Source organism: Sediminicola arcticus, assembly GCF_040566695.1.
In the GTDB taxonomy this organism is placed as follows: Bacteria; Bacteroidota; Bacteroidia; order Flavobacteriales; family Flavobacteriaceae; genus Sediminicola; species Sediminicola arcticus.
In genome coordinates this window covers 477,218-499,305 of sequence record NZ_JBEXAE010000001.1, presented here as the reverse complement: position 1 = coordinate 499,305, position 22,088 = coordinate 477,218, and the positions used below count along the sequence as shown (strand labels likewise).

Below are 22,088 nucleotides of genomic sequence, written 5' to 3'. Positions count from 1 at the left end.
AGAGATATTTACTATTTTTGCATTCCTAAAATAGAAAAGGGTTTGCCAAAAATAGGAGATATTCAACTGCCAGATTTTCCATTGCTTTTAGCGCCAATGGAAGATGTTAGTGATCCACCTTTCCGTGCCTTATGCAAGGAACAAGGTGCAGATGTGGTGTATACAGAATTCATCTCATCGGAAGGCTTAATTCGTGATGCCGCAAAAAGTGTCATGAAATTGGATATTTACGAAAGAGAACGCCCTGTGGGTATTCAGATTTTTGGAGCAGAACTAGATTCCATGTTGCAATCCATAGATATCGTGGAAAAATCTAATCCAGACATCATCGATATCAATTTTGGTTGTCCTGTAAAAAAGGTAGTGTCCAAAAATGCCGGGGCCGGAATTTTAAAGGACATCCCCTTGATGATAAAGCTTACGGAGGAAATGGTGAAACGTACCCACTTACCCATAACGGTGAAGACCAGATTGGGTTGGGATAGCGATTCCATAAAAATAGTTGAGGTTGCGGAGCGCTTGCAGGATGTGGGCATTAAGGCAATTTCCATACACGGCCGAACTAGGGTACAAATGTATAAGGGAAGTGCTGATTGGGGACCTATTGCAGCGGTTAAGAACAACCCCAGAATGCATATTCCAATTTTTGGGAACGGAGATGTGGACACGCCAGAAATGGCCATGAAAATGCGTGATGAATATGGATTGGATGGCGCCATGATAGGACGTGCTAGTATCGGATATCCTTGGTTCTTTAATGAGGTGAAGCATTATTTTAAGACAGGAACGCATAAAGATCCCCCCACCATGGAAGAGCGGGTTTCCGCTGCCCGCAGACACCTGCAGATGGCTATTGATTGGAAAGGTGAAAAACTTGGAGTCTTTGAAACTAGAAGGCACTATACTAATTATTTTAAAGGTATTCCCAATTTTAAGGAATACAGAATGAAAATGGTGACCAGTGACGAAGCCGAAGATGTCTTTGCTGCCTTTGATGAGGTAATGGAAATGTTTGGAGATTACCAGTTCACTACCGTATAAAAAATAAGATTTTTTACTGAATTGATTTAGAGAACAGTTATACTGATTATCAATCCAACTAGCGAGCGATCAATTTTTTATTGATTCTACTGCTTGCAATTTTAGAGGCGATGATCCCTAGGACCACGATAGTGGACAGAACAATTCCAACATTAAGTAATTTATATTCCACTGGGTAGGCTAGGGAGGGTGTTATTTTTAACCATCCAAATACAAGTTGTGACCAGATTAATAAGGAGGCCATAAGGACGCCGATACATCCACCAACACTGGTAACTAAAACACCCTGAACGAAATAGATATGTCTTAGTTCTTTTATGGTGGTTCCTAAACTGTATAGGGTTTTGGAATTCTGTTGTTTATCCAAAATCATCATGATAATTGCGCCTACCACATTAAATAGGGCAATAATAAGCACCAAAGTGAAAATAAGATACGTGGCCAAATTTTCGGTATTCAACATTTTATAGAGGGTGCTATTGAGTTCCCTTCTGTCTTTGAGAATGATGGAATTGGGAAATATCTTGTTGATCGCCTCCCGGGTTTGTAAAACATCTGCAGTTTCGTCTAACTTAAAATTTATGCCTGATACTTGGGTACTGTCCTTTTCTAAAAGGGCCTGAACCAAGGAGAGTTCGGAAAAGACATATTTTTTATCCAGATTTTCCTCAATATAGTAGATACCGCTTACGATGACTTCTAATTGGTTATAAGGTTTGCTTCGAAGGGACTGCTGGGAGATAGAACCTTTGCCTGGTTTAGGTGCTAGTACAATTAAAGGACTTCTATAATTGTTAGTGCTCAACCCTAAAAGATTGGCAATACCTATACCTATAACTCCATGCTGCTGGTCCAATTCCCAATTCCCAAAATAGATGGTACTATCCATGGAGGTAACATTACCATAATTGCTGTCCACCCCTTTTATGTATGCCACATGGCTTTTCTGGTTATGGGTAAGATACACACGCTCTTCTAATTCTTTGGAATAGGAGGCTATTCCATTAATGTTTTTTAGTTGGGTTTCTTGATCGGAAGAAACGCTGAAAAACTTCCCAGAGGTGGGCTGAGCTTTGAGGTCTGGATCAACAGTATTGCTAAAAGAAAGACTAAACGTTTTTAGTCCAGCAAAGCCGGAAAGCACTACAAAAAGGGCTGCTGATCCAATAACGATGACCAAGAAAGTAATAAAATTGATGATATTTACTGCATTTTGGCTGCTTTTAGATCTAACATACCGCTGTGCGATGTAAAAGGGAAAATTCAATCTTAGGATTTTTTTCTTTTTTCCAAGAGATCTGGATTGGATATTGGGTTTTCCTCCCCTTTCAAGGATTTTTCAATATTGTCTATATATTCCAAGGAATCATCCAAGAAAAAGGAAAGTTCAGGAATTCTTCTCAACTGGTGTCTTGTTCGTTGGGCCAATTCGTGTCTAATCAAGGCCTGATTGCTTTTCATTCCTTCTAAGAGCTCTTTTGCATCTTTCGTAGGGAATATGCTCACATATATTTTGGCCATGGACAGGTCTGTCGGCACGTTTACTTTTGATACTGAAATCAACGTTCCTCTTAACCCTCCATCAATCGCTGCGCGCTGCAGAATATCTACAATATCCTTTTGGATAACGCCTGCTATCTTTTTTTGTCGTTGTGTTTCCATGGGACAAAAATACGCACAATATGTGTATTTTAGCCTTATACTTAATATATACTGATATAAATTAGCGATATATGAATAAAATTGAGCATTTGGGAATTGCTGTAAAGGACTTGGAAACCTCCAATATTCTGTTTGAAAAACTATTGGGTACACCTCATTACAAAATGGAGGAGGTATTGACTGAAGGGGTAAAAACGTCTTTCTTTAAGGTAGGCCTTAATAAAATTGAACTATTGGAAGCCACGAGCATAGATAGCCCAATTGCTAAATTTTTAGAGAAGAAGGGGGAGGGGATCCATCATGTTGCTTTTGAGGTAGATGATATAGTAATGGAGATAGAAAGACTTAAGAAAGAGGGCTTTACTGTCCTAAATGAGGTGCCTAAAAAAGGAGCCGATAATAAGTTGGTTGCCTTCGTGCATCCAAAAACAACCAATGGGGTTTTAGTAGAGCTCTGTCAGGAAATAATAGATTAATTTCAATAATGCGTTTAGGGTGAGATTTTGCTTGCAACGTATAAAAATAAATAGTAATATTGCAACCGCAATTTGCGGGTCCTATAGCTCAGTTGGTTAGAGCACCTGACTCATAATCAGGTGGTCCCTGGTTCGAGCCCAGGTGGGACCACAGAAATTGAATCCAATCTAGTCTTCTAGGTTGGATTTTTTGTTTCAAGGCCAGTGTATATAGGACATAACTGCACTATATGCATTAACGGCACTTCCCGTTAAAAAGTCAACTTGTCAAGTTATTTTATTGAAATTAGGTACCCCATTAGGTACCCCATTTTAAAAACTAGGTCCCCCACTTTCTAAATTGTATGCCAATTGTTTAACATTAAAATCAATTGGTCATGAATCAAAACAATTTATCAGTCCTTTTCCTATTAAAAAAAGAGAAAACCAACAAACAAGGAACCTGTCCAGTCTATTGTAGGATCACTTATTTAAAAAAGAGAAAACAATTTTCATCAGGGGAGTTTATCAATCCTTCAGATTGGAATGCCAAACAACAAAAGGCAACATCTAAAACCATTGTCAACCAACAAATCAACCTACAGCTGGAAATTATAACGGCCAACGTTAAAAAGGCATATTTACAACTACAATTGACAGGCTTTGAATTTTCTGTCGAAGATATTTTTAACAACTATATTGGAAAACCAACTGCCAAGGAGGTAGGAACAATCCAGTATTTCAAAGAATTTCTAGACAAAAATAAGAAGCTCGTTGGGATAGATATCCAATTGGGAACATGGAAAAAATTCAATTATGCCCACCTACAGGTAAAGGATTTCATTAAATGGAAATATGGCAAACATGACCATCCTTTGAGCAAACTAAAGCTTCAATTCCTTTATGATTTTGAATACTATTTAAAAACGGAACGGAAACAAAGCCAAGTAACCATTAATAAAGCCATTCAGCGGTTCAGAAACCCCATTAAGGAGTCCGTAGCTGAAGGATATCTAGCTAAGGACCCCTTTACCATGCACAAGCCAGGAAGGGTCAAAAAAGAGGTTGTATTTCTTTCTGTAGATGAATTGGATAAGTTGGAAAAACATCTATTTACGCAACCCAGATTAGATTTGGTCAAAGACCTCTTTATTTTATTGCAATTACTGCACTTGAAGGACCAGTCAAAGGCATTACAGAGGTTTGTGTAAAACCACATTCCTTTGCCCAACTGTCAAAATCTGCTGCAGAAAAGTCAAAGCCTTCAGGTGTCTCAATATTCATATTTAATGACATCATTAGACCAAAAGCGTTTTCACTTCGATTATCGTCAATAATATTTTCAATTACTACTAATGCTCCTCCTTTTGGTAGAGCGTTGTAGGCCTTTTTTATAAGCATTTTCTTGTCTTGTGTTCCCCAGTCGTGAAGAATGTTCCCCATTGTAATTACATCAGCTTTTGGAAGATCTTCATTTAAAAAGTCACCTGATTTTATCAATACTCTATCACTTAGCCCCATCATCTTAATGTTTTCCATGGCAACAGGTTCTACTGGGGGCAAGTCGAAGGAAATACAATTCATATGTTCATTATTCATGGCTATCTGAGCGGCAAGGTACCCTCCCGCACCTCCTACGTCACAATGAGTTTTGTATTTAGTAAAGTCAAATTCTTTAGAAAACATCATGAAATTACCCATTTGAATGCCACCCATAGCTTTCAAAAATTCTCTTAATTTTTGCTCATCAGCATATAATGTTTCAAATATTGGAGCGCCCCCTGTTTTGGTCTCATTTTGGGGTTTTCCTGTTTTTAATCCTTCCTCAAGATCATTCCAAAAAGGATATAAGCGATTATTTGACATTTCAAGCATTCCACCAACATAGCTTGGTTTATTCTTGTCGAGAAACAGGTCTGTATCTTCTGCGTTACTATACAGGGAAGTTTCTTTTAACCCACTTCTCTTCAGAAACCCTAGTGCCACTAAAGTGTCTAAGAAATCATAAAGACCTCTTTCATGTAAACCTAATTTTTCTTTAATATTTTTACCTGATAATTCCTCTTTTGCCAGATGGGTAAATAGGCCCATGTTTACTGCTGTTAGTAATGTTTTAGATGCCCAAAACCCCATCCCAATTTGCATTATATTTGAGGGGTTTATTTGTTTTTCTGTCATTGTTTTCATTTCCTTCAATTTTTGCTAATAATTTTATATATAAAATATGTTATATACATCGCAAATATATTATATATAACTTTTATAAAGAAGTTGATTCACTATTTACTCTTCGAGACATAGACTTTTTGATTGTCTTATAGCCTTTAGGGTTACATTCTAAGAGTAGTTTTAATCTATATATGTTAACATAGGAAACCCTAAATCTTATTAAAGACTGTTTAAAAAAAATTCAAATATTTTCAAAATATTTTTCAATTCATCAAAACGTAAGCGCTCTAACCTAAAGTCAACCCCACAATCTTTTAGATTTTCGGGATACCCCCGCTTAGCACATTTTAATAGTCTTAAAAATTAAGAACTATGGTTACAATCGTAGATTACAGAACCTATCAAAAAGAAGATGGGTCAGAATTCCACGCACTTGTGGTACAAGAAAGAGTAGAAGCTGTCAAAAGGTTGATTATTCATTTAAAAAAATGGAACATAAAAAAAGTAGTGGATTATGCACCCACTACTTTTTTTAGTTTTGAAAAACTGTGTTATATTAAATTGCAAATATTTGGTTTCTTTTGATTTCAAAATCTGACCATCTAATTTTCTTTGTGTTCTTAAAGATTGTAACTAGACTGTTCTTTTTATTTTCTAAACTTGATTGATTGATGAATGGTTTCATGATAATTGATTTTATGTTACCCTAGGGCTATCTGAATCTTCTTTTGGCGTTCCATATATTCATTCTGGAAGATTCTCCTGTTGATCTTAATTGATGTTTGTTAATAGTTTCCATGTTGTTTAATTTATGTGGTTATATATTGTTTGAATTGTTTTGGGCAGTATTTTAGTGATATCTCCTTTTGCTATTCCAGGTCTTACTGGTTGAGATTCTTACTGTTTGCGTAGCGTAATGTTTGTTTGACGTTTCCATTATAATGATTTTTAAAAGTTTATAAATTCTTATATACCCACTAGACGGTTGAATTATTAATTTGTTACAGTACTATGCTATAAATAGTACTATTTTAAGCAATATTTAACATTTGTTTTATTATAAAAGTTCTATTTGGGATGGTTGAGGGTAATTTGGGTTGATCTATTTACAGATTTATAGAAAAAAATCCAATCAGTTATTTTGTGTTACCTGTTTCCCTGTGCATTAAATGGTTCTTTGCTAGTTTTTTTAATTAACGAATCGGAGGCATTAAAGTAAATAGGGATCATTGTAAGTATTAATAAATCTATAACTCACAATATTGTTAGAAAAACATTTGCGTCCACTGTGCTTCTTTATAATGATGTGCCTATGGAGGTAGTAAGTGAGTTGTTGGGACATTCCAGTATGAAGATTACCCAGGAGTAATATGGGAAGGTGGTCCAAAAACAAGTTGGGGAAGAGATGAAAAGGATTTCTAGGAAGCTGAGATAATGTATTCTGTATTTTTATTGGCCTTTTAACTAAGCTACTTTTAGGCCAATAATTATAGTTCTTTTTATAGTTTATATAGTTAAAAAATCATAAGAATTTGTATATTCTTTATTGGGTTGGAGAGGTAATAATTCTTTAGGAATGAGAGGATGGTCAATTTCTATTTCAATACCACGAAGCCATGCTAACTTAGCATAGCCTAGAGCTGGAAAAGACAACAAATCACGTCTTAAAGGATAAATACCATTTGTTTTCTTGTGGTTTCTCGGTAACAATAGAAAATGTAAAAGTTCTTCAATTTTTCCTTTATCATTTTCCAAAATCGCCTTTAAAATCTCCCCGTCAGATTCTTTGAAATCGTATTGCTTATGCTTTTTAAAAAAAGTATCTAATAGGGAAAAGGCCTTTTCATCTTTATTATTTAATATATGTTGTATTACAATACTTAAGGAACCTCTTTTTAAGTAATAGGATTCATTTTTGTAAGTAGAATTTACAAAGGCATTGAATAAATTATTAGAGTCGCTTAATAATGTGTATATAACACTTGGGTTCATTCCCATTGGAGACTCATGATTAAAATCATCCTCAAATTGCTTCTTATATAAATTAACTTTGCCATATAAATAAAAACATTGTTTTGCCTTTACTAAATCTTTCTCGACAAAAAGATAGTACCACGATAATCTTTCATTAACTCCTAATAAAGAACTTGCAACATACTTTTTAATATATTCAGGGTTTTTTAATTGTTGTATGAAGTTTTTTTCGTCTTCCTTTGCTTCAGAAAAACCTAGCTTTAAATAAGATTCAATATTTTCCATTTTTATTTAATTGTAAACACTAAAATTTCATCATTAACTTTATCTATTCCAGTAACTACCTTTGTTATTTTCCCTTGGTTTTTGCCATTTTCAATTAAAGTAGCCAAATTTTTAATTTCTTGAGAAGTATTCGGCAGTTTCATCCTTGCAATTACATTGTCAATCCATCCATCTGTCATCTGAGTAAAAGGTAGCGAAGTGGTTGGAGGACTCAATTTCACCGCTCCACTATTTACTTGTTTTACCTCGTTAATGATAATATCTATTACATTGTCAAGTGCATCTTTTTTAACGTAAACACCATCAAAACCATTGTTGTCGCTAATTGTATTTAAATTGTGGAAATAATTATTGAAAATAGCCTAAAGATTAATATTAGTAATTGCTCTTGCAACTTCTATTTTATTATTTTTCTGCCAATTCAAATAATTATCATAGTTAAATTCCTCCCCATTAGAGGTAGTCTTCATGAATTTATCAAACAAAGATTCATAGTACTTTTTTGCAATATTGAAATCATTAAGTTGACCTTTAAACTTTTTTGATAAATCCACATTTTTAGAAATAAAGGATTCCAGTAAGAAATCTAATCTAACCCAGTAAGTATGGTCACTTCCTATCCAGGCTTCAAACCCTTCCCAGCGTTGTTCAGTATATTTTATCTCAACCTTGTTTTTCATTTTAATAGAAATGACTTATTTAGTATATGTATACGTAATATGATTAAATGAATAACCCAAGCCACCTTGAGAAGTTGGTTTTGTTAACAATTAATGTTCTCTGCCAAAAAATGATAAAGAATCGTCTAGTTTGAAAATAGTAGACGGTAAGTTTGGGTTAGATATAACTCTTATAACGTCATTTCTTCCAGTAGTTTCTCTTAGCCAAGATTCATTGATTTTATTCCATCTACGTTTTTACTAGATTTAGACAATTTTGACAGTATGATATTTTTCGTTCCAACCCATTAAGATCATATTATCCAATTATTGTTGTTGTTTTTCCCGGTGTAGTAATTATATCACCACCAAAACCAGAATATCTAAAAGTCATAATATTATTTGATATTCTTGCAACTTCAACTCCATTCTTTGTTATGATTTTTACTGAACTTAAAAAACTAACCCCTTTAAATCCTGATTTAATGGCATTACCCACCTGCGCGAATACTTGCCAGTGTATCTTTCCCTGAATTAAACACACCACCTCTAGGTGGGACCACAGAAATTGAATCCAATCTAGTCTTCTAGGTTGGATTTTTTTGTTTTGGGAAAATAAACAAAGCTCTTACAGAGAAAAGCAAGAAGTCTATTCTAAATAGATATTAAGGTCAGGGATTGACAAAGGCCTCAATTGGAGGCAACGCCATTATTAAAATTATTCAGGGTTGTGGCAAAGGAATGTCCAACCTCATGAAAAAAATCTTTTGGGAAAACATCGAAGAAGAGAAAGACTAGAAAACCAATTGCGATAAGCATGAGGCCAATGCAAATTTTGTCTGTTATTATTTTTGTCTTAGCACCCATATTTTTGGTTTTTGAGACTAGTAAGATAGATAAAATATATTTATTTAACAAATTTTTAAGAATTATACTTTACTCGCGCCCTTAATATACTAGTTGTTTCTGGGTTAAATAGGAAGAGGTGGGTGACAGTGGAATGCTATCTAAATAAAATCAAGACTGCTCCGATAGCGGTTAATATCAAGATCATTTTACGATAAAAGTCATCTTTTATAATTTTCACTAAGCGTATGCCTATGATAAATCCGAGTAGAATTCCAGGGACTAATCTTAGGTTAATCATTAAAGTATCTAGAGTAATGGTTTCCCAAACGAAAACATGAAAAGGGAGTTTAAACAGGTTGGTGATTAGAAATAAGGTGGCTGCGGTTCCAATAAATTGATTTTTTGGCAACCTCATGGCCAAGAAAAATATATTAGAAAAGGCTCCTGCCAAATTGCCAATCATGGTGGTTATCCCAGCAATAGTTCCTATAAAGCCAGCAAAGGCCCAGTGGGTAGGTACGTTTTTCGATTTCTTTAGATCCCACCAGTACATCATACCTACGCTAAAGAGAATAATACCAGCCATACCCAATCTAAATGTATTTTCGGGTAAGTCCTTGCCAATCCAAACCCCAATTAGTACTCCTAGAACCATCCAAGGGAGAAATTGGAATATATACTTCCATTGGGTATGTCTTTTGTAATACATTACAGCAATAATATCACTGACCACCAATAGGGGTACCAAGATTCCGGTAGATTCCTTTGCCCCAAAGGCAAGGGCCATTAAGGTCACCTGTATTATGGCAATTCCCTTTATCCCTGCTTTCGAAATCCCCAAAACACAGGTAGCAGTTAATGCAAGTGCCCAGGAGGTAGTGGAAATATCTAAAATTGACAGGAGGGCCATAAGAAGGGTTGGTGTTCAAAAGTAAAAATAGCCGAAATAATAATGACACCTAGCCTTTACGAAATATTTCAAGGTATTGGCATTAAATATTAAGGCTTTATCGGTTTCACTAATTGGTGCCAAAGGCCCAATAGGTGAATTCTGGAAAAACCTTGGCCCAGGTTTTTAAATTGTGTTTTCCGCCATTTAATTCTACATAGGTGATATCCCCGGGAAAGGAGTACCCTTTTTCTTGTAATTCTTTGATAACATCAGTGGTATCGTCTATAGAATCTATGACACCATTGTTATTTCGATCCGCCGTCTCATCTTCAGTTCCACATTGGAGCCAAAATTTAAGGTGTGGATTATAGGTTCCTTTTTTAACAACATCCAGTACAATTCGGCTCCTATCAGCAACATCGTTATTGGTATATGCTTTATTACGCCACCAAAATGACCCACTAAATACACCCACCTTTCCAAAGTATTGAGCATTGTTGTATACGATATCAAAAGCTGACAATCCACCCAAAGACATGCCACAGTATACCCAATCCTGAGCATCTTTGGAAACTTTAAATTCCGTTCTTAAAAATGGGATAAATTCCTCTATCAAGAATTTTGAATAGTTCACGGCCTTGGCTCCGCGTCCTTTGAAATCTGGGGAAGATGCCGTACCGTATTCTTGAATACGATTGTTATTCGCCTCAATGCCTACGTAGACGAAAGGTCTACCTGTTTTTGAGGAAAATGCAGAAGGAAGGGTTTTTTCTAACTCCAAATTCACAAAATCCTGTCCATCGTTCATCAATAAAACGGGGAAGGGTGTTTCTGAATCCTTGTAATGGGGAGGGGCAACCAATCTAAAAGTAACTTTTCTACCAAGATATTTGGAATAGAGGCTCCCTTTTAATCCAATAAATTCACTTTCAAATTGCATTTTTTCTTCAATAGGTCTGCAAGTATAACAATTCCTTAAAAAACCATTGCAATTGATGGGGGGTTGTATGGCTTTTTTAACATTTTTAAATTATATTTAGTTCTATGGCAGAAATACAAAACATTCAATATTATTCCAACACATTAGATAGAAATATCAATCTAGAAGTGACTGGACATTGGGGATATCCTATTTTGTTGTTTCCTACCTCTGGGGGTTCCTATACCCAAAATACTGATTTTGGACTTAATCAATCCGTGATACATTTTATTGAGCAAGGGTGGATCAAGATTTACAATGTAGAGACCTTAGATATGCTCACTTTTTATGACAACCAGCTGTCATCGGAATTAAAAATTCAACGGTATGAATTATTTATGAAATTTCTCCAAAGGGAATTGATTCCTTATATTAAGATGCAATGTAACACCGAGCGTATTGCTGTTGGGGGTTGCAGTTTTGGGGGATATCACGCGGGGAACACTGCTTTTAGATTTCCGGATTTGGTCTCTCATCTATTTTCTATGTCGGGGGTTTTTAATATAAGAAACTTTACACCTCTGTCTGATGACATGGCCATATATTTTAATTGTCCGGATGAGTTTATGCGGAATGAAGAGGCTTGGAAATACAGCCATATGGAGATTGTCCTGAGCACCTCGGATTGGGATAGTTGCAGGACAAAAAATATTCATATGTCCCATGTGTTAAATGAAAAGGGGATACGTCATTGGTATGATGAAAAAAAATGGATAGAACACGATTGGCCCCTTTGGAAAATGGTGTTTCCAGAATATGTGGAACGATTCTTTAAAACGTAAAATAAAAACTTAAAATATATAGATTATGGCTAAGAAAGTGGGAATATTGTTTGGGATGGAAGACACCTTTCCTTGGGAATTTATAAATAAAGTTAACGAATTAGGCAAAGGTAAAGTTGTTGCTGAGCCTGTAAAAATTGATAAGGTTCAGCAAGGTATCGATTATGGGTATCACGTTATTTTTGATAGAATTTCCCAAGAAGTTCCTTTCTATAGAGCATATCTAAAGAACGCTTCCCTCATGGGCACAACAATTATCAACAATCCATTTTGGTGGAGTGCAGACGAGAAGTTTTTCAATAACTGCTTGTCCATACAATTGGGGGTTCCTGTACCAAAGACCATTCTTTTACCATCCAAGGATAGACCGGACGATACAACGGAAAAGTCATTTCGTAATCTTGAAGCGCCCTTAGATTGGGATTATATTTTTAACTACATTGGTTTTCCTGCCTATATGAAGCCACACTCAGGCGGGGGTTGGAAAAATGTGTACAGGGTGGACAATCCCGATGATTTTTTCAACAAATATGGGGAAACAGGTCAGTTGGTAATGATGCTACAGGAAGAAATTGTTTTTGAGGATTATTACAGGGTGTATTGTTTGGGTCAAAAATATGTACATATTATGCCCTATGAGCCTAGGAACGAACCTCATTTGCGCTATGTGACTACTCCAAAAACAACTGGAGCCGAACATAAAAAGTTGATGAAAACAATCCATGATTATACCTTATTGCTGAACAAGGCCTTGGGATATGATTTTAACACGGTAGAATTTGCAGTGCGAAACGGGGTACCAATAGCCATAGATTTTTGCAACCCAGCACCGGATGCAGATGTTAACTCAGTGGGTCAGGAGAATTTTGAATGGATCGTGGAGCATTCTGCCAAATTGGCCATTGAAATGGCCAATGCACACAACCCCAAACAAAACAATAGTAGCTGGGGTACTTTTGTCCAGAATGCGGTAACACCGCCTAAGAAAGAACCAATAAAAAGTAAGTTAAAATCTGCTGCCGAAGCGAAAAAAGCAGTAGTAAAAAAGGAGCCAACTAAAGGCAAAGGTGCGCTACAGAAAGCTGTGAAAATAGCTGCAAAAAAAGAAGCGCCAAAGAAAGTAACACCTAAAAAAGCGGCTCCAAAGAAGACTACTAAAAAATAATTTTGTGTCCAAGTCCACTTGATGGTGAGGGTAGGGGTATCTAATTTTAACAAGGTAACAGTTCTATGAAAAAGTTCACGCTGGGAATTGAAGAGGAATTTCAAATTTTGGATAGCGATACGTTGACGCTCAGATCGCATATGTCCAAAATTTACGAAGGAGGAAAGGTACTCCTAAAGGAAAGAATAAAGGAAGAAATGCACCAGGCCGTAGTTGAAATGGGCACCAATATTTGTGAAAATATCCAACAAGCGCGGGATGAGGTCTCTTACTTAAGGCAACAGGTCATTGCATTGGCCGGGGCCGAAGGACTTAAGGTGGCTGCAGCGGGGACGCATCCTTTTTCGCACTGGAGTGATCAGTTAATCACTCCTGATCCTAGATATGATGCCCTAATTGAAGAAATGAAGGATGTAGCTAGGTCCAACCTAATTTTTGGTTTACATGTTCATGTGGGGATACCCAGTAGGGAAGAGGGTCTACAGATTATGAACGTGGCACGGTACTTTTTACCACACCTTTATGCCTTGTCTACCAACTCTCCTTTTTGGGAAGCCAGAGAAACGGGGTTTAAGTCGTACCGATCTAAAATCTTTGATAAATTCCCACGCACCGGAATCCCGCCCTATTTTTCCAGTGTGGCCGAATACGATAAGTTTGTGGATATACTTGTAAAAACAAACTGTATAGATAACGGCAAAAAAATCTGGTGGGATATTCGTTTGCATCCTTTCTACCCAACGGTAGAATTTAGGATTTGTGATATGGTTCAGACCGTTGATGAAGTCATCTGTATTGCCGCCATCATGCAATGTATTATTGCTAAGCTGCACAGGCTACACCAGAAGAACCAAAGCTTTAGATCGTATCGCAGGGTATTGATTAACGAGAACAAATGGCGGGCCGCAAGATGGGGGATGGAGGCCAAACTAATCGATTTTGGTAAGGAGGAAGAAGTGCCTTTTGAAGTGTTGATTCAGGAACTATTGGAATTCATAGATGATGTGGTGGATGAATTGGAATGTAGAAAAGAAGTAAATTTTGTATATCAAATGTTGGAACAAGGATCTGGAGCCGATAGGCAGCTAAAGGTTTTTAATGAAACGAATGATTTAAAGGAAGTAATTAAATATGTGGTTGACCAGACCTCGTTGGGAATTTAATTTAACCTGGTTTTCAGAGAGATAAGAAGTAAAAATAGTAATTTTACCATCTTGAAAAAGAAAGATTTAATGAAGAGGAACTATAACATTGCAGTGCTCGACCTTAATGCAGGCCAAACAAACGAGGGTATGCGCTGCATTAAGAAGTTGGTAGAGCAATTTTTGTCCCAAGAAGACATTAATGGGCAGTATACTGTATTTGAAGTGCGCAATGCCACAGAGTTACCGGATATTGCTAATTACGATATTTTTATCTCCTCAGGAGGCCCGGGAGCTCCCTTTATTGCAGATGAAAAATGGGAAAAGCTGTATTTCGCATTTTTAGATGCTGCTTTAGCTCACAATGAGCAATATCAAAATAAAAAACATCTTTTTTTAATATGCCATTCTTTTCAATTGGCATGTTTACATTGGGATTTGGCCAAGGTGAACAAGCGTAAGTCCACCTCTTTTGGGGTTATGCCCATACACAAGACAAAAGACGGACTTACAGAGCCCTTATTTGAAGGATTAAAAAATCCATTTTTTGCTGTGGATTCTAGGGATTATCAGGTGGTGAAGCCGAAGTATAACAAATTGGAGAAATTTGGTGCAAAAATATTATGTAAAGAAAAAATAAGACCGCATATCCCTCTTGAAAGAGCCGTAATGGCTATACGTTTTTCCCAAGAGATATTTGGAGTACAATTTCATCCTGAAGCCGATTCGGAGGGGATGTTAAAATATTTCAATAGAGAGGATAAAAAATCACTAGTCATTAAGCATCACGGAAAGAAAAAGTTTCAAAATATGCTTGAACACCTAGAGGATGAGGACAAAATTGTAAAAACACATAAGACCATGATTCCGACTTTTCTTAAACGGGCGGCCTTATCCCTTAAGGAATCAAAATTACTGCCCATATGATAAAAGAGGTTCGCGAAACGTTTAATGATAATTTTAAACAGGAGTATTACAATAGTCTTAAAAACGATCTAGCGCAGACAGTTGGTGAACCATGCGCATTCCGCATTTCGGAAACCCCTTTTTTTATCAGTAAAGAGCTTAAACAAGAAGTATTTGATGCGTGCGATTCTATTATAGAACAATTATGGAAAATTGACTTTGGGGAGATACGGAAAAAATTCATCCCGAAAGAACTTCAATCTCCTTCAACCTTGGGAAACCCACATTTTCTTGCTATAGATTTTGGACTTTGCGATGACGGGCAAGGTGGGATAGCTCCTAAATTGATTGAACTTCAATCGTTTCCTTCTCTATTTATGTATCAATCCTTATTAGGGAATGCTTTTCTAAAAAATTATCCACAAATTCCCAAGGAAGGTTTTCATTTCTATTTTAATGATCTAAATGATATCAGCTATTTGGCAGATTTAAAACGGGTAATTATTGGAGATGATCAGCCAGAACATGTCGTTCTCTTGGAAATCTATCCCGAGAAACAGAAAACTAGGATGGACTTTTGGGCTACAAAGCAAGCTCTAGGCATAGAGGTACTTTGTTTGACAAAAGTTATTAAGGAAGGAAAAAAGTTGTTCTACGAAAAGGACGGTAAGAAGATACAGATTAACCGTATTTATAACCGGGTGATCCTGGACGAGCTCCTTCAGATGCCAGATTTAAAAACAGATTTCAACCTTACCGATGATGTGGACGTAGAATGGGTGTCGCATCCCGATTGGTTTTTTATGATCTCCAAATGTATCATGCCCTTGCTGACTCATAAAAACATTCCCCAATCTTTTTATTTAAATGATTTTCCCAAGGACTTGGATTTGGCCAACTATGTTTTAAAGCCCTTGTTTTCCTTTGCCGGAAAAGGAATTAATTTAAATCCTACTTTTAAATTTATTGAAGGCATAAAGGATAAACACAACTATATTCTGCAGTCCAAGGTGAAGTACGCCCCAATCATTAAAACGCCAAGCGGGGCCAATTCTAAAGTAGAACTACGCATTTTATATACTTGGAATGATACTAATAATCGACTAATGCCGGTTATTAATCTCACCCGAATGAACAAAGGAGATTTGATTAATGTGTCTTATTTGTCCAATGATGACTGGGTAGGCTCTTCCATCTCCTTTTTTGAAGATTAGTTTTGGATTTATAAAGGCAGTAGGCTAATACTTTAAACTCTCAAATACATTTTAGCTAGGGAAATCTATTGTTGAAGCCCCATCAATCTGGAGACATATTTTCCGATAACATCAAATTCCAAATTAACCACAGTTCCAACCTTGTAGGTGTTAAACCTTGTATGTTCATAGGTGTAGGGGATTATGGCCACGCTAAACAGGTTCTTTTTGGAATCTACTACTGTTAAACTAGTGCCGTCTATGGTTATAGATCCTTTTTCTATGGTCACATTGTTTTTTGAAGGTTCGTATTCAAAAGTAAAAAACCAGCTTCCATCTTTTTGGTTAATGGCAATACAGGTGCCTGTTTGGTCCACATGTCCCTGTACTAGGTGTCCGTCTAGCCTAGAACCCAGAATCATGGCACGTTCTAGGTTCACTGATTCCCCTTCTATTAGATGGTTCAGGTTGGTTTTCTGTAACGTTTCTTCTATGGCCGTTACTGTATATGTTTCGCCATTTAGGGCAACCACCGTTAAGCAAACACCGTTATGGGCAACACTTTGGTCTATTTTAAGTTCGTGGGTAATGGAAGAATTGACGCTAATATGCAAATTTCCACCGTCTTTTTTTAATTGTTTCACTTCCCCTAAAGTTTCAATAATCCCGGTAAACATGTGTCGTTTTAATTAAGTAGTTTTGTAGTGTAAAATTAGACATAAAGGTAAAGATACCATGCAGGAAAGCGAAAAAATAAAACTTGGCATATCCATCGGTGATTTTAATGGGATTGGATGCGAGGTTGTTCTCAAAACCTTTGAGGATGTAAGAATGTTAGATTTTTGCACGCCCATTATTTTTGCCTCCAACAAGGTGATTTCTTTTCAAAAGAACGAGCTCGGTATAGAGATTAATTATAACGGAATACAGGAGGTGTCTAAAGCTTTAGATGGTAAGATCAATGTGATGAATGTATGGAAGGAGACTCCAGAGATCAAATTTGGCGAGGCCACGGCAGAAGGAGGGGAATACGCTCTAAAGTCACTTGTTGCAGCCGTAGATGCCCTTAAAAAGGATGAAATAGATGTATTGGTAACGGCCCCAATTAATAAAAATAATATTCAATCCAAGGACTTCAATTTCCCTGGACATACGGATTATTTGGCTAAGGAATTGGAAGGAGAAAGCCTGATGTTCATGGTTACAGACGACTTAAAAGTGGGATTGTTAACCGATCATGTTGCGGTTAAGGATGCGCCTGCTGCCATCAATGCAAAACTGGTAAAGAGCAAAATTAAGATCATAGAGAATTCGTTGAAAATGGATTTTGGGATTCGAAAACCACGTATTGCGCTATTGGGTATTAACCCGCATAGTGGGGACAATGGCGTTATTGGCAAGGAGGATGATGAGGTGTTAAAGCCAGTAATCAAAGATTTTATGGACGCAGGACATTTGGTCTACGGGCCATATTCTGCAGATAGCTTTTTCGGTTCAGATGGGTATAAAAATTTTGACGCCATCCTTGCTGCATATCACGATCAGGGACTTATTCCTTTCAAAACCCTTTCATTTGGAAAAGGTGTAAATTATACCGCTGGTCTTCGAAAAGTAAGGACTTCTCCTGACCATGGAACGGCTTATGAAATAGCGGGCAAGGGAAAGGCAGACCACAGTTCTTTTAAAGAAGCAGTTTTTGCTGCCCTACAAATATTCAAGAACAGAGAGGAGTACATGGATTTAACAAGTAATCCATTGAAAAAGCAGAAATTAAAACCCACAAGATAATTGTATCTTTGAAAATTATTTGACCTTTGAAATCTTCCAAAAAGGTAAAAAGTTGTGCCAATTGGCATTAGGGTCAAAAAAGAGGCATATTTAAGCTGTAAAAAGTTTGGAATTATTAAATTAATAGTATCTTTGCACCCGCCTTTTAGGTGGGCGGATACTCTAAACCAGTGTTAAACATGACGAAGCATAAGGAATTTGCTATTCCTTTTTCAGGATTGAAGCAGGGGAAGCATGAGTTTGAGTTTAAAATTAAAAATGAGTTCTTTGAATCTTTTGAGTACGATGATATCAATGGCGCTGACATAGGTCTACGTGTTACATTGAATAAAATGAGTACAATGTTGGAATTGGAGATGCATTCCAAGGGAACGGTTAACGTAAACTGCGACATCACCAACGAACCATTTGATCAAAAAATCGCATCCTCTCTAGAGTTGGTAGTGAAATTTGGGGATGAGTACAATGACGAGAATGATGAGATATTAATTATTCCCCATGGGGATCATCTGATCAACATTGCCCAATATGTTTACGAAATGTTGGTTTTGGCCATCCCGCAAAAAAGAGTGCATCCAGGAGTTCTGGATGGAACCTTGGAATCGGAAGTCATTGATAAGTTAGAAGAGTTACAACCAAAAGAGGTTAAAGAAAATAAAGGAAATAATACAGATCCCAGGTGGGATGCTTTAAAAAAGTTATTAAAAGATAAATAAGGTTTACCATGGCACATCCAAAAAGAAAGATTTCAAAAACCAGAAGAGATAAAAGGAGAACTCATTACAAAGCAGTAGCTCCAACAATTGCTAAAGATCCAACCACTGGAGAAATGCATTTATACCACAGAGCTCACTGGCATGAAGGTAAATTATACTACAGAGGTCAAATTTTAATTGACAAAACTGAGGAAGCTGCGGCTTAATTAGGTTTTCATATAATATCGAACTCCCACTTTAAAAGAGTGGGAGTTTTTTTATGGCACAGGGTCAAAATCAAAAACTGGAACTTTTAACCTTGAAAGTCCTAAAAAATCATTAATTTTCACCACTTTTGAAGCATTTTTTAATGTTTTTGATTCAAAATCAGATTTAGGATGAACAAATTATCAGCAGCTATTACCGCTGTGGGAGCATATGTTCCTGACTTCATTTTGACCAATAAGTTATTGGAAGAGATGGTAGATACCAATGATGAATGGATAACCAGCAGAACAGGAATCAAAGAAAGAAGAATTTTAAAAAAGGAAGGTGCAGGAACCTCTTATATGGCCATTAAGGCAGCAGAGGAACTTATTCAAAAAAGAAATCTGGACCCAACAGAAATAGATATGATCATAGTGGCTACGGCAACCCCTGATCTACAGGTTTCATGTACCGCAGCCTACGTGGCTTCTGAAATTGGTGCAACTAATGCTTTTGGATACGACCTTCAGGCGGCCTGTTCCAGTTTTTTGTTCGGTATGTCCACAGCCTCAAGTTATATTGTTTCTGGACGTTATAAGAAAGTACTCCTTATTGGAGCGGATAAAATGTCTTCCATAATAGACTATACAGATAGGACTACATGTATTATTTTTGGTGACGGTGCCGGTGCGGCATTATTTGAGCCCAATGAGGAAGGTCTCGGACTTCAAGATGAATATTTAAGAACGGATGGTGTGGGTAGAAACTTCTTGAAAATTGATGCGGGAGGATCACAACTGCCAACTTCATTGGAAACAGTACAGAATCGCCAGCACTATGTTTACCAAGATGGTAAATCGGTCTTTAAATTTGCCGTTTCTAATATGGCAGACGCCGCTGCAAAAATAATGGAACGGAACAATCTTTCAGATAATGACGTAACATGGTTATTGCCACATCAAGCCAACATGAGAATTATTAACGCTACGGCAAGCCGAATGGGTCTAGATGATTCCAAAGTATTGGTGAACATTGAAAAATATGGAAATACTACCTCTGCTACATTACCACTATTAATGGCTGATTTTGAGAAAAAATTCAAAAAAGGTGATAATTTAGTATTTGCCGCTTTCGGTGGTGGGTTCACTTGGGGGTCCATCTATTTAAAATGGGCGTACAATTCATAATAAACTGACTAACTCATTAATAGAATTAAAATTAAATCGAATTCCATGGATATTAAAGAAATTCAAAACTTAATTAAATTTGTGGCTAAATCGGGTGCCAGCGAAGTAAAACTGGAAATGGATGACATAAAGATCACCATCCGTACAGGAGCAGCAGGTTCTGGTTTCGAGACCACCTATGTACAACAGGTCCCAATGGGTCAAAATCAAATGGCGCCTATGCAAGCTGCCCCTGCAGTTGAGGCCCCTGTATCAGAAGCAGCGCCAGAAAAAGTTGATGAAAACGCGAAATACATTACTATAAAATCCCCTATTATAGGAACCTTTTATAGAAAACCATCTCCTGATAAGCCTCTTTTCGTAGAGGTAGGAAGCGTTATCAATAAAGGTGATGTTCTTTGTGTAATTGAAGCAATGAAATTATTCAATGATATTGAATCTGAAGTTTCTGGTAAAATTGTGAAGATTCTAGTGGATGATTCTTCTCCTGTAGAATTTGATCAACCTTTGTTTTTGGTAGACCCGTCATGAGAATTTTTAAATACTGAATTTTAAATGACAAATTGTTTTGGTCATTTAAAATCATTTAAAATTTAGAATTCAAAATTTAAAACTTCAAAAGATGTTTAAAAAAATACTTATTGCCAATAGGGGTGAAATAGCACTGCGTATTATCAGGACTTGCAAGGAAATGGGAATAAAAACGGTTGCGGTTTATTCTAAGGCAGATGAAGAGAGCTTACATGTGAGGTTTGCCGACGAAGCAGTTTGTATTGGGCCGCCCCCGAGTAGTGAATCTTATTTAAAAATACCGAATATCATTGCTGCGGCCGAAATCACCAATGCAGATGCCATTCATCCTGGATATGGTTTCCTATCTGAAAATTCCAAGTTTTCAAGAATCTGTGCAGAGCACGATATTAAGTTTATTGGTGCTTCTGGAGATCAGATTGATAAGATGGGAGATAAGGCAACAGCCAAAGAAACCATGGTAAAGGCTGGAGTGCCTATCGTACCTGGGTCAAAAGGACTTTTAAAATCAGTGGAGGATGCCAAAAAGGTAGCCAAGGTAGTTGGTTACCCCGTTATGATCAAAGCTACCGCTGGTGGTGGAGGTAAAGGGATGCGAGCTGTTTGGAAAGAGGAAGATCTTGAAAAATTGTACAATAGCGCAGTCCAAGAAGCTTCGGCTGCCTTTGGAAATGGGGCTATGTACATGGAGAAATTGATAGAAGAGCCAAGACATATCGAAATACAGATTGTTGGTGATCAATATGGGAAGGCATGTCATCTTTCCGAAAGGGATTGTTCCATACAAAGGCGTCACCAAAAGCTTACCGAAGAGACCCCTTCTCCTTTTATGACCGATAAATTGCGGGATGATATGGGTAAGGCCGCTATAAAAGCTGCTGAATTTATAAAATATGAAGGTGCAGGGACCATTGAATTTTTAGTGGATAAGCATAGGAATTTCTATTTTATGGAGATGAATACCCGTATTCAGGTAGAGCACCCAATCACAGAACAGGTCATTGATTATGATTTGATCCGTGAACAAATATTGGTTGCTGCAGGTGTTCCAATTTCAGGAAAGAATTATATCCCTAAGTTACACTCGATAGAGTGCCGTATCAATGCAGAGGATCCTTATAATGGTTTTAGGCCATCACCTGGAAAAATCACCACATTGCATACGCCTGGAGGACATGGTATCCGTTTAGATACCCATGTTTATAGTGGATACACCATACCGCCAAATTACGATTCCATGATTGCTAAGCTAATAACAACGGCCCAGACGAGAGAGGAAGCCATCAATAAAATGAAGCGTGCACTGGATGAGTTTGTGATCGAGGGAATTAAAACAACCATTCCTTTCCACAGACAGTTAATGGACCATCCAGATTATTTGGCCGGGAACTATACCACCAAATTCATGGAAAGTTGGGTTATGGATCCACCAATAGAAGAATAATATAAGAACTCCGGCATTGACCGGAGTTTTTTTTGCTTCATAATTAAGTTAAATAAATGATTTAGAGAATCATTTAAGCCGCC

The 22,088-nt window shown here is 36.9% G+C and carries 25 protein-coding genes and 1 tRNA gene; 16 read left to right on the top strand and 10 right to left on the bottom strand.

Going from position 1 to position 22,088, the window contains the following annotated elements; genetic code table 11:
- Positions 1-42 precede the first annotated feature (42 nt).
- Positions 43-1,041, top strand: a complete 999-nt coding sequence (gene dusB, locus ABXZ36_RS02265) for a tRNA dihydrouridine synthase DusB (protein ID WP_354613840.1) — start codon at positions 43-45, stop codon at positions 1,039-1,041.
- Positions 1,042-1,099: 58 nt separating this feature from the next.
- Here dusB and ABXZ36_RS02260 read toward each other — a convergent pair whose 3' ends face one another.
- Positions 1,100-2,308, bottom strand: a complete 1,209-nt coding sequence (locus tag ABXZ36_RS02260; protein ID WP_354613839.1) for an ABC transporter permease — start codon at positions 2,306-2,308, stop codon at positions 1,100-1,102.
- A gap of 2 nt (positions 2,309-2,310) precedes the next feature.
- Positions 2,311-2,703 (bottom strand): 30S ribosome-binding factor RbfA, encoded by a 393-nt coding sequence (rbfA, locus tag ABXZ36_RS02255; RefSeq protein ID WP_354613838.1) that lies wholly within the window; start codon positions 2,701-2,703, stop codon positions 2,311-2,313.
- A 71-nt stretch (positions 2,704-2,774) separates the two neighbouring features.
- On the opposite strand from rbfA, the gene mce reads away from it, so the two are divergent.
- The 3 genes from mce to ABXZ36_RS02240 all read left to right on the top strand — a co-directional run bounded on the left by mce (position 2,775) and on the right by ABXZ36_RS02240 (position 4,369).
- Positions 2,775-3,179, top strand: coding sequence for a methylmalonyl-CoA epimerase (gene mce, locus ABXZ36_RS02250; protein ID WP_354613837.1), 405 nt, complete (start codon positions 2,775-2,777; stop codon positions 3,177-3,179).
- A gap of 77 nt (positions 3,180-3,256) precedes the next feature.
- Positions 3,257-3,330, top strand: a tRNA-Ile gene (locus tag ABXZ36_RS02245).
- Between the two features lie 226 nt (positions 3,331-3,556).
- Positions 3,557-4,369 (top strand): phage integrase SAM-like domain-containing protein, encoded by an 813-nt coding sequence (locus ABXZ36_RS02240; RefSeq protein WP_354613836.1) that lies wholly within the window; start codon positions 3,557-3,559, stop codon positions 4,367-4,369.
- Here ABXZ36_RS02240 and ABXZ36_RS02235 read toward each other — a convergent pair.
- Positions 4,308-5,336: a methyltransferase gene (locus ABXZ36_RS02235; RefSeq protein ID WP_354613835.1), complete on the bottom strand. Its 1,029-nt coding sequence runs from the start codon at positions 5,334-5,336 to the stop codon at positions 4,308-4,310. The genes ABXZ36_RS02240 and ABXZ36_RS02235 overlap by 62 nt on opposite strands.
- Positions 5,337-5,699: 363 nt before the next feature.
- Here ABXZ36_RS02235 and ABXZ36_RS02230 point away from each other — a divergent pair, with 363 nt between their 5' ends.
- On the top strand, positions 5,700-5,912 hold the full coding sequence (locus tag ABXZ36_RS02230; RefSeq protein ID WP_354613834.1) for a hypothetical protein: 213 nt from the start codon (positions 5,700-5,702) through the stop codon (positions 5,910-5,912).
- A 921-nt stretch (positions 5,913-6,833) separates the two neighbouring features.
- On the opposite strand, the gene ABXZ36_RS02225 is transcribed toward ABXZ36_RS02230, so the two are convergent.
- The 6 genes from ABXZ36_RS02225 to ABXZ36_RS02200 all read right to left on the bottom strand — a co-directional run bounded on the left by ABXZ36_RS02225 (position 6,834) and on the right by ABXZ36_RS02200 (position 10,926).
- On the bottom strand, positions 6,834-7,586 hold the full coding sequence (locus ABXZ36_RS02225; protein ID WP_354613833.1) for an immunity 49 family protein: 753 nt from the start codon (positions 7,584-7,586) through the stop codon (positions 6,834-6,836).
- 2 nt (positions 7,587-7,588) lie between these two features.
- A complete protein-coding gene (locus ABXZ36_RS02220; RefSeq protein ID WP_354613832.1) occupies positions 7,589-7,807 on the bottom strand; it encodes a hypothetical protein in 219 nt (72 codons plus the stop codon).
- 141 nt (positions 7,808-7,948) lie between these two features.
- Positions 7,949-8,266: a hypothetical protein gene (locus ABXZ36_RS02215; protein ID WP_354613831.1), complete on the bottom strand. Its 318-nt coding sequence runs from the start codon at positions 8,264-8,266 to the stop codon at positions 7,949-7,951.
- A gap of 298 nt (positions 8,267-8,564) precedes the next feature.
- Positions 8,565-8,744: a hypothetical protein gene (locus ABXZ36_RS02210; RefSeq protein ID WP_354613830.1), complete on the bottom strand. Its 180-nt coding sequence runs from the start codon at positions 8,742-8,744 to the stop codon at positions 8,565-8,567.
- 504 nt (positions 8,745-9,248) lie between these two features.
- Positions 9,249-10,004: a sulfite exporter TauE/SafE family protein gene (locus ABXZ36_RS02205; protein ID WP_354613829.1), complete on the bottom strand. Its 756-nt coding sequence runs from the start codon at positions 10,002-10,004 to the stop codon at positions 9,249-9,251.
- Positions 10,005-10,113: 109 nt separating this feature from the next.
- Positions 10,114-10,926, bottom strand: coding sequence for an alpha/beta hydrolase (locus ABXZ36_RS02200; RefSeq protein WP_354613828.1), 813 nt, complete (start codon positions 10,924-10,926; stop codon positions 10,114-10,116).
- Between the two features lie 104 nt (positions 10,927-11,030).
- Here ABXZ36_RS02200 and ABXZ36_RS02195 point away from each other — a divergent pair, with 104 nt between their 5' ends.
- From ABXZ36_RS02195 to ABXZ36_RS02175, 5 genes are all read left to right on the top strand, one after another.
- Entirely contained in the window at positions 11,031-11,747 is a 717-nt protein-coding gene (locus ABXZ36_RS02195) for an alpha/beta hydrolase-fold protein (protein WP_354613826.1), read from the top strand.
- Between the two features lie 25 nt (positions 11,748-11,772).
- Positions 11,773-12,912, top strand: coding sequence for an ATP-grasp domain-containing protein (locus ABXZ36_RS02190; RefSeq protein ID WP_435601955.1), 1,140 nt, complete (start codon positions 11,773-11,775; stop codon positions 12,910-12,912).
- A gap of 65 nt (positions 12,913-12,977) precedes the next feature.
- Positions 12,978-14,075, top strand: a complete 1,098-nt coding sequence (locus tag ABXZ36_RS02185) for a carboxylate-amine ligase (protein WP_354613825.1) — start codon at positions 12,978-12,980, stop codon at positions 14,073-14,075.
- Positions 14,076-14,144: 69 nt separating this feature from the next.
- Complete coding sequence (locus ABXZ36_RS02180; RefSeq protein ID WP_354613824.1) at positions 14,145-14,981, top strand: type 1 glutamine amidotransferase; 837 nt, start codon at positions 14,145-14,147, stop codon at positions 14,979-14,981.
- Positions 14,978-16,174 (top strand): hypothetical protein, encoded by a 1,197-nt coding sequence (locus ABXZ36_RS02175; RefSeq protein WP_354613823.1) that lies wholly within the window; start codon positions 14,978-14,980, stop codon positions 16,172-16,174. Before ABXZ36_RS02180 ends, ABXZ36_RS02175 begins: the two co-directional genes overlap by 4 nt.
- A gap of 65 nt (positions 16,175-16,239) precedes the next feature.
- On the opposite strand, the gene ABXZ36_RS02170 is transcribed toward ABXZ36_RS02175, so the two are convergent.
- The gene (locus ABXZ36_RS02170) at positions 16,240-16,830 is read right to left on the bottom strand and encodes a riboflavin synthase (protein WP_354613822.1); all 591 of its coding nucleotides are present in this window, start codon (positions 16,828-16,830) and stop codon (positions 16,240-16,242) included.
- 58 nt (positions 16,831-16,888) lie between these two features.
- Here ABXZ36_RS02170 and pdxA point away from each other — a divergent pair, with 58 nt between their 5' ends.
- From pdxA to accC, 6 genes are all read left to right on the top strand, one after another.
- Entirely contained in the window at positions 16,889-17,941 is a 1,053-nt protein-coding gene (gene pdxA, locus ABXZ36_RS02165; RefSeq protein WP_354613821.1) for a 4-hydroxythreonine-4-phosphate dehydrogenase PdxA, read from the top strand.
- A gap of 179 nt (positions 17,942-18,120) precedes the next feature.
- Positions 18,121-18,657, top strand: coding sequence for a YceD family protein (locus ABXZ36_RS02160; protein WP_354613819.1), 537 nt, complete (start codon positions 18,121-18,123; stop codon positions 18,655-18,657).
- 8 nt (positions 18,658-18,665) lie between these two features.
- Entirely contained in the window at positions 18,666-18,863 is a 198-nt protein-coding gene (gene rpmF, locus ABXZ36_RS02155) for a 50S ribosomal protein L32 (protein ID WP_062057070.1), read from the top strand.
- Positions 18,864-19,034: 171 nt separating this feature from the next.
- Positions 19,035-20,030, top strand: coding sequence for a beta-ketoacyl-ACP synthase III (locus ABXZ36_RS02150; protein WP_354613818.1), 996 nt, complete (start codon positions 19,035-19,037; stop codon positions 20,028-20,030).
- A gap of 45 nt (positions 20,031-20,075) precedes the next feature.
- Positions 20,076-20,561 carry an acetyl-CoA carboxylase biotin carboxyl carrier protein gene (gene accB, locus ABXZ36_RS02145; RefSeq protein WP_354613817.1) on the top strand — a complete coding sequence of 162 codons (486 nt, stop codon included), beginning with the start codon at positions 20,076-20,078 and terminating at the stop codon, positions 20,559-20,561.
- Positions 20,562-20,652: 91 nt separating this feature from the next.
- Positions 20,653-22,005 carry an acetyl-CoA carboxylase biotin carboxylase subunit gene (gene accC, locus ABXZ36_RS02140; RefSeq protein ID WP_354613816.1) on the top strand — a complete coding sequence of 451 codons (1,353 nt, stop codon included), beginning with the start codon at positions 20,653-20,655 and terminating at the stop codon, positions 22,003-22,005.
- Positions 22,006-22,088 lie beyond the last annotated feature (83 nt).